The 7,856-nt window shown below is 36.4% G+C and carries 3 protein-coding genes and 4 pseudogenes; 3 read left to right on the top strand and 4 right to left on the bottom strand.

The window, feature by feature from the left end; all coding sequences use genetic code 11:
* From ACNPNW_RS13685 to ACNPNW_RS13675, 3 genes and pseudogenes are all read left to right on the top strand, one after another.
* Nucleotides 1-561 (top strand): annotated as a pseudogene (locus ACNPNW_RS13685) (IS3-like element ISAba19 family transposase); the annotation flags it as partial.
* A 533-nt stretch (nt 562-1,094) separates the two neighbouring features.
* Entirely contained in the window at nt 1,095-2,363 is a 1,269-nt protein-coding gene (locus ACNPNW_RS13680; RefSeq protein WP_195725043.1) for a hypothetical protein, read from the top strand.
* Nucleotides 2,342-2,812: pseudogene (locus tag ACNPNW_RS13675) on the top strand (integrase core domain-containing protein); the annotation flags it as partial. The gene ACNPNW_RS13680 and the pseudogene ACNPNW_RS13675, both read left to right, overlap by 22 nt.
* Before the next feature lie 638 nt (nt 2,813-3,450).
* Here ACNPNW_RS13675 and ACNPNW_RS13670 read toward each other — a convergent pair.
* The 4 genes and pseudogenes from ACNPNW_RS13670 to ACNPNW_RS13655 form a co-directional block, all read right to left on the bottom strand.
* Nucleotides 3,451-4,581 carry a DUF389 domain-containing protein gene (locus ACNPNW_RS13670; protein ID WP_195725041.1) on the bottom strand — a complete coding sequence of 377 codons (1,131 nt, stop codon included), beginning with the start codon at nt 4,579-4,581 and terminating at the stop codon, nt 3,451-3,453.
* Nucleotides 4,582-4,614: 33 nt separating this feature from the next.
* Nucleotides 4,615-6,197, bottom strand: a pseudogene (locus ACNPNW_RS13665) (sensor domain-containing diguanylate cyclase).
* Between the two features lie 267 nt (nt 6,198-6,464).
* Nucleotides 6,465-6,911: pseudogene (locus ACNPNW_RS13660) on the bottom strand (IS66 family transposase); the annotation flags it as partial.
* Nucleotides 6,912-7,022: 111 nt separating this feature from the next.
* Nucleotides 7,023-7,754: a Fic family protein gene (locus ACNPNW_RS13655; protein ID WP_180096838.1), complete on the bottom strand. Its 732-nt coding sequence runs from the start codon at nt 7,752-7,754 to the stop codon at nt 7,023-7,025.
* Nucleotides 7,755-7,856: the final 102 nt, after the last annotated feature.

The raw sequence follows: 7,856 nt of genomic DNA, 5'->3' as shown, positions 1-7,856 counted from the left end.
AAACGGGCAGATGATTTAGTGAAACGTAATTTTAATGCTGATCATCCAAACCAACTATGGGTGGGTGACTTTACGTATATTCAAACAAATTCAGGCTGGGTATATACCGCATTTGTTATTGACGTGTTCTCACGAGCAATTGTTGGATGGAAAGTATCTACACGGATGAATACAGATATGGTGCTCGATGCATTGGAGCAAGCATTGCACGATCGAGGTATGCCTAAGAATGTGATTCATCATTCAGATAGAGGTGTTCAATATCTTTCTATTCGCTATACCAATCGTTTAGAAGCAGCAAATTTACGAGCATCAGTCGGTACGACAGGTGATTCATACGATAATGCTTTGGCTGAAACGGTGAATGGCTTATACAAAACAGAAGTGATTGAATATCTAAAAGCAGATTGGCAAGGTTTAGCGGATGTACAACTTGCGACATTAAATTGGGTAGATTGGTTCAACAAAAAGCGTGTACACAGTGCACTGGGTTATGTATCGCCTTTTGAGTTTGAAGCAATGTACTATGATAAGATTAATCCGTTAGGTCAGGTGGCCTAACTTAAATAAAAAAGTCTCCGACAAACCCGGTACGGTTCACTGGTGTTTGGTTCAAAGTCATTGATGTCTATCCCTCTAAAATTATTAAAAATTATCGTGAATAAGTTATCATATTTTTTGTCCGAAAATGTCCCGAAGCCATCCAAAAAATATAGTTAGTATTAGGCTAAGGAAGTAGGAGGAAGTTGAATATTATTAGAAAAGATTATGTGGGTAATTGTTTGGTAAAAATATGAATGAGATTAGACGGTAAGATTCAGTTATATCGGGATTTTTAGTGAGGGTTCAATTGCCACCATCTCTGTAATAGGTATATATGTAAAATACCCTTAGCTGATAATAACAACAGTGAACGCTTTTATCAGTTAATGGCTCAGGTCATACCAGATTGGGAAAAATCAAGAAGCAATTGGATGGTAGGGCGAATCGGTTTTTTGGTATAAAAGTAGAGTTTTAAATATTTTTTATTTCCTTTAAGATCATTAAATTAAAAAATTCATTTTACTAAATGGTCTTTATAAATAGGTAGATTTGTGCAGAAAACTGAGGAGTCAATACTCCATAATTTAAAAATTAATGATTGGTTGGAAAGTCTTCAGAATTACTACCTTAGAACAGATGGGCCATATGGGACTACAAAACTGACTTCATTGGATGTCACTCCCGCTGGTCTTGCTGCGGCAGTTGGTGTTGAGAATTTTTCAGATGAGACAGTGCTTCAAGCCTTCATGTCATTATTTACCAGAAATTCTGTACAAATAGTATTGGGGCAAAAAAATCATGTATATAGTGGTCTTTATGCATATAACAATTTTCATTACCTTGTTCTTTCTTGTGTGGTTGCTGCTACTACGACCAACGCAGGTGATAGTAAACAATATAGGGAACGCTTAGGTACATTGCTAGATGATGGTAAAGGAGCAGAGCAAAAAGTCGATGGTGTAAATAACCTATGGAAAGCTTTAGCTATTTGGATTAATAAAAAAGATGATTTATATCGAGAAATAGTTCTTCCTGAACCAGGTAGCTGGACTTTAATTGGGTATGCAGCAAAATTAGCATATCCTTCTAGAAAGGATCGAGCTGATCTAAAAAAAATTCTCAAAGAATTACCCGATAAGGCATTGGATAATCAAAATATTTTATTGAATTATTTAAAGAGTTGGTCTTATTGTCTTCCTGAGCGCATGAGCGAAGACTTAGCTGATTTATTACGATGTTATCGTAATAATCAATCTTTAGAAACACATCATTTTTGGCACTTAATTGAAACTATTCTCGTTGAAATTTCTAGAGAATCACCTAGACACTTCACATTGTTGTGGTCTATTTCAGTGAGTTTTAGCGGGTGGGATGGTGATGAACTAGATGAAGTATTTATATCAAAAGGTAACAGACGATCAGATTTAGAAAACTCTTTTTGGCATGGGACTTTTAGCCAATTACTGAAAGAGTATGGAACACCTCCTCAAATTAAAAAGCTTTTAGATTCAGGCTGTCTTATTTTGTGTGAAAGTTATGGAGGTTTATGGACACAAGATGATAGAAGGCCTCAAAAAAATCAAAGCACTATTATTTTAAGTTCTTCTGAAAAAATCGTAAGAGAATTCAAAAAGCCATTAAAGCTAGGTCATAGATGGTATTGTTCAGAACGAATGTCATTTAATTCAGCATTACGTATTACTGCTGGAAAGGGTGTTTCTGAGTCGAATCATAAAAATACTGATTTAAGAATCGAAGGTGGTATTCCTATTGGGAGAGGGAAGTGGCTTTCTCGACCAGCGAACCGCCCATTGATCTAAAAAAACTACATGCAAAAATCGGTGAGCAGGCATTAGAAATTGATTTTTTAGAAGGTGTGTTGAAGAAACTGGGCCGCTTCAACCACAAAAGTTAATCGACGACTCACTTCAGATTTCAGTATCTAAGCAAGCTAAGCTACTGAAAGTCTCCCGTGGTTGTTATTACTATCGCCCAAAACCTGTGAGTGCATCAGATCTGAAGCTGATGCGCTGTATTGATGGATGGTAAAGGTCGTTGGGTTGATAATGTGATGATTGAACGATTATGGCGGAGCGTTAAATACGAGGAGGTTTATCTCAAAGCCTACAGCAATGTTTTTGATGCGAAAAAGCAATTAAATGCCTATTTTGAATTTTATAATTTGAAACGACCTCATTCGAGTCTGGACAAAATGACTCCAGATGAGTTTTACTATGACCAGCTACCACAACAAAATAAGGTAGCTTAACTAGAGCAGAATATCACTTATAAATAAGCTTTTAGTTGTTCAAACAAGTGGGACCACCTCTATAAAACACTAATCAATGTACAGGCTATCTTCAGTAAGCAAAGAGATAAAGATACCTACAGTTGGAAAGCGATATCAATTTCATAAAAATAAGCCACTCTATCTGAGTGGCTTATTTCATTTTAAATATATTTTATAGCTTTTGAGTTTTTGGGAATCTCTTTAGTTTCATCAATTTCAGGGAATCTTATCCGTAAGAAAGATTCATTTGAAAAAGTGACAAAACCGATACCCCATAAAGGGTGTTGTACTGAATTTTGATGTATGGCAGAACCATCTGATACATCTGATACATCTGATACATCTGATACATCTGATACATCTGATACATCTGATACATCTGATACATCTGATACATCTGATACATGTAACTGATTATTAGTTGAGATTCATCTTAAAACTGGCTTAATTGCAGTGGGGTTAATTTATTAAAAATAATTCTTGTTCCATCGTGGGATATTGAAAAAAACTAGGATCTATAACTTTTTAATATCTAAAAATCATTGTTTTAGAAAAAAATCTCACCTTTTTCAATATCAGAATATTTTAAGTTTTGGATCACCCTACCGCAAAACAACTCACGGTTGCACTAACTGCTCAGCTTCCACTTTTTTCATATCAAATTCAGGACTTTCCTTCGCATGAATAATTTGTACTGGAATAAAACGCACCTGTACCATACTTGGTTTGCCTCTTGGGTCTTGTTTTAATTTCTGATTCAAATCTGAAATTTGCTGTGTTTGAGGAGCAAGATCACCACGTAAAACTACCCGAACCAAAGTCATGTCACTACGACGGTCAAACTGTACCGTATCAATTAAATTGTTATGCTGATTCAATTGTTCAGCAATGGTCGTTTCTATATGGTTTTCATAAATTTGCTTATTGAGCATAAAAAGAAAATTAAATGTTAAATAAACTCCTAAACCCAATAAAAAAATCAAACTCATTGCATTTCTTTTTATGAATTCCAATACATTACTCTGTACTTCTTCATCTGAACCACGTCTAAAACCAGCCATCCACAATACAAGTGAAGAACTAATTTGTATGGCAACAATATTGGTCATAGCCAATAATGCCGCATTGGCCGCATGTTTCCATTCCAAATGGGCCAATAAAATACCACTCGCCACCAAAGGTGGAACCAAAGCTGTTGCGACCGCAACCCCAACCACAGCCACCGACAGACGTGGAGAAACTGCGGCAAAAGCACCCGCTGCACCGCCAGCGAGCGCAATCATCAAATCCATAATGGTAGGTTGAGTGCGAGATAAAATTTCATGGGTAATAGGAAGATTAATATTGATTAAACCCAACACCACACCAATCACAACAATCATAACCACGCCAAGCACCAAGGTTTTGAATGCTGTTTTAAACAACAACCAACGGTTATCAATAAAAGCTAGCGCAATCCCGGATATTGGCCCAAGCATCATTGCTACTAACATTGCACCAATCACTACTGCAGCAGAATTTGACAATAAGCCATAACCTGCAATAACAGCAGCCAAAGCATTCATAATAAAAAAGGTTTTACTTGGCAGCGCATCGGCCTGAATATTCAGACGCACCTGTTTATGATCAATTTTCTTGGAGTTTTCTCTGGCCGCTTGTTTATATTTGAGTTTTTCCTTGAGCAACTCGTATTTTACTTGTTCAGGGCCATCATCTACCACAATGGTTGCTTCTTGATCTTTATCCATCTTCTGCCTCGGTTAGGCTAAGCAGGTATAACCTTAAGATTCCAGCTCAGCCGTAGAACGTGTGCAGTTACGCCCACTGTGTTTTGCTTCATACAACTTATTGTCAGCTATCTCCAAAACTTCAGAGACATCTAGTGCGTCTTTAGGCCAGAAAGAAATGCCTATAGAGATCGTGATTTGCCCCATGTCATGAATAGTGCTTTCCTGCATGGTTTTGCGCAGACGCTCTGCGGCTTTATACGCCACACTTGGCTCGCCTGTGATCATTAATACAACAAACTCTTCACCACCACTGCGGCAACAAATATCATGCTCTCTGAAATTATCTTGCATAAATCGTGCAAGTGTCTGCAACACTAAATCACCTTTAGCATGCCCATATTGATCATTGACCCTTTTAAAGAAATCAATATCTATGGCTAAGGCTGCAAATTCAGTCCGCGTATCAATTAATTCATTTAAAAAAATTGCATACCACGACGATTATACAAACCTGTCAGTGGGTCTGTATTTACATGTTGCTTTAATTCTGAAATTCGGTGACTAAACGTTTCAGAACTGAGCAACATTGACGTTCTAAACTTTAAAACCTCAAAATACCAAGGATCGACCTCTTTAATTTTATCTTGAATATCTGGCTGATTCAGCATACTTGCCATTCTAGCCAAACGATTCAGTGGTGAAGCAATAAAATTAGAAATCCACCAAATCAAGATAAAAATAAATAAGTAGAAAATAAAAATACCCAAAGATACTTTTAAAATTAAAGTATTTGCTTTAGCAAACAATTCATCTGTAGGCTGTTGAGATATTACTGTCCAGTTCACACTTGGGATATGTGCAAAACCTGCTAAGTTATCAACACCTCGACTATTCACCAATCTTATAGAACCACTTTTATTTTTTCTTATATAGCCCAAACCAGTATTATTGACAATTTTATCACCAATACGTTTTTCATCTGGATGGAAAATAATTCGATCGTGTTGATCAACAACATACATATAGCTATTTTTATAATCATACTGATTAGACAGCATTTCATTGAGTACATTTTTTTTATGTAAATGAATAATACCACTAATCAGTCCTAAATATTGATTATTTTTCCCATGTATCGGCTTTGACATCATAATTACAAGGTTGTTATTCACCGACCAATATGGAGAGGAAATATAAGTTTTCTTTTTTTGTAAAGATTCAATAATCCCTTCAGTACCATAAGTCTGTTGAAAACTTAACCCCAAACTACTTGGTGAATAGGCTAACATTTGTTGTTTAGCGCTAACCAATAAAATACTATTGAAATTATCAGACTGGTTTTTTAAACGAGAGACTTCGTTATATTTTAAAACGGGGTTATTTAAATCTTTTTCTAACTGCGCTGCACTATATTCTAATTCTTTAAGCATATCGCTAAAATGCTGATCTGCACTAAGAGCAATTTTTTCAGCATATTTTTCATTTACAGAAAGAGAGTTTTGAATAAGTTGCTGTTTAATGACATAATTTAAAATAAATACACTAACAACAAATAAACCCGACACGCTCAAAATTGTCGAGATCAAAATGAGTTTACGAAGATTTAATTTTAAAGATAAAAGCAAGTCCTTCAACAGCGCAGACCTCTAACTTCAAAGAGCGTGAATATTTTTAACTTTATCATACAATACTGTCGAATTAAGCATGTTTTTTGAGCTGTATGAAGAGTTTAATACTATTTTCCCCTACTTTGCATCAATCACACAAATTGGATAATTCCCTGGATTTTGCCCACCACCTAAATCCAAACACGTATCGGTGTAACTAAATTTTTGCCACGCGCTTCCTAAGAAAAAACCTAAGATTAAACGTAAGCGTCCGCTGAACCCCATGCCTATTTTTTAATTTGAGTTGGATTTCCAGCGATGTGGTAGTAATTCTTCTATTTGGGTCGCTTTATGCGTCGGCAGCCTTTTCAGCACATCACTGAGATAGGCATACGGATCCAACCCATTCAGCTTTGCTGACTGGATTAAAGTCATGATATTTGCCGCTCGCTGTCCACTGCGCAGCGAACCTGCAAACAACCAGTTCTTACGGCCCAATGCCCAGGGGCGCATTGAGTTCTCTGCCCAGTTATTGTCAATGGGTAGATTGCCATCATCCAGATAGCGGCTTAAGGCTGGCCAACGCTTCAGACTGTAATTGATGGCCTTGGCAGTGGTTGAACTCGATGGAACCGTCGGATGATGTTGAGTGAGTTTAGTCAACAATTGGGTGAATTGATTGAGATCTTCTTCTGTTTTGATTCCTTTAGCAAATTCTGCAGCAAGGTCTTTTAGTTTTTGTTCGTTCATCATGTTGCCTGACTCCGTTGTGAATATGAACATAGCAAATTCAGGCAATTACACAATTTAATTTACAGTCTCATTTTTGTCCGAGCTACCGTACAAGCTTTGCTAAATACCTAATACCACCTGATATGGTTTAAATCCTTCTAGCACTGCATCGGAGACTAACTTGATAAAGGCTTCGGTTTTTCCGTAAGCCATCCACTGATCAAGAGCCTCATAGTAAGCCAAACGATTTTCTACTGTAATAACACAAGGTGGATAACCAGCTTTAAGTAATTCTAGATTCATCAATAGGCGTGATGTACGCCCATTACCATCAATGAAGGGATGGATACCTACAAAATCCGCATGTACTTTAGCAGCACGTTCAATAGGATGAAGCTTATGTGCTTCACTATTATACCAATCTACCAATTGAGCCATCTTATCATTTAACAAAGTATAGTCAGGTGGGGTAGTGGTAGCACCTGATATCAGGACGTTTTGTTGACGATAACGTCCAGCATTATCATCATCAATATTCTTTAAAATGAGTTGATGGATATTACGAATTTGCCATTCAGAAAAAGGTTCTTCTTTTCGAATAATATCTTCAACATAGTAAATTGCATTTCTATGGTTGATCGCTTCGAAGTGTTCTCTTAATGCCTTTCCACCAACAGTAATACCCTCCAGTACTACTTTTGTTTCTAGTAGAGTAAGTGTATTACCTTCAATTGCATTTGAATGATAAGTCCAGCGAAGAATAAGGTCTTCTTGTAAATTTTTTACAATTGAATGAGAGAGGGGGCGATGTTGATCTAATTTTTTCTTTAAATCATCGATAGTTTCAAACATTACCTTATCCCTGAATTTGTCTTAGTTGATCATACATGAAAAAATAAAGATCAGAAATGTAGTGATATATCATTACATTTTGTATGAGTTTTAAAAGTGGTA

The sequence above is a fragment of the Acinetobacter endophylla genome (genome assembly GCF_053543775.1).
Note: the sequence above shows the minus strand (reverse complement) of the source record. Positions and strands in the feature narration are given on the sequence as shown.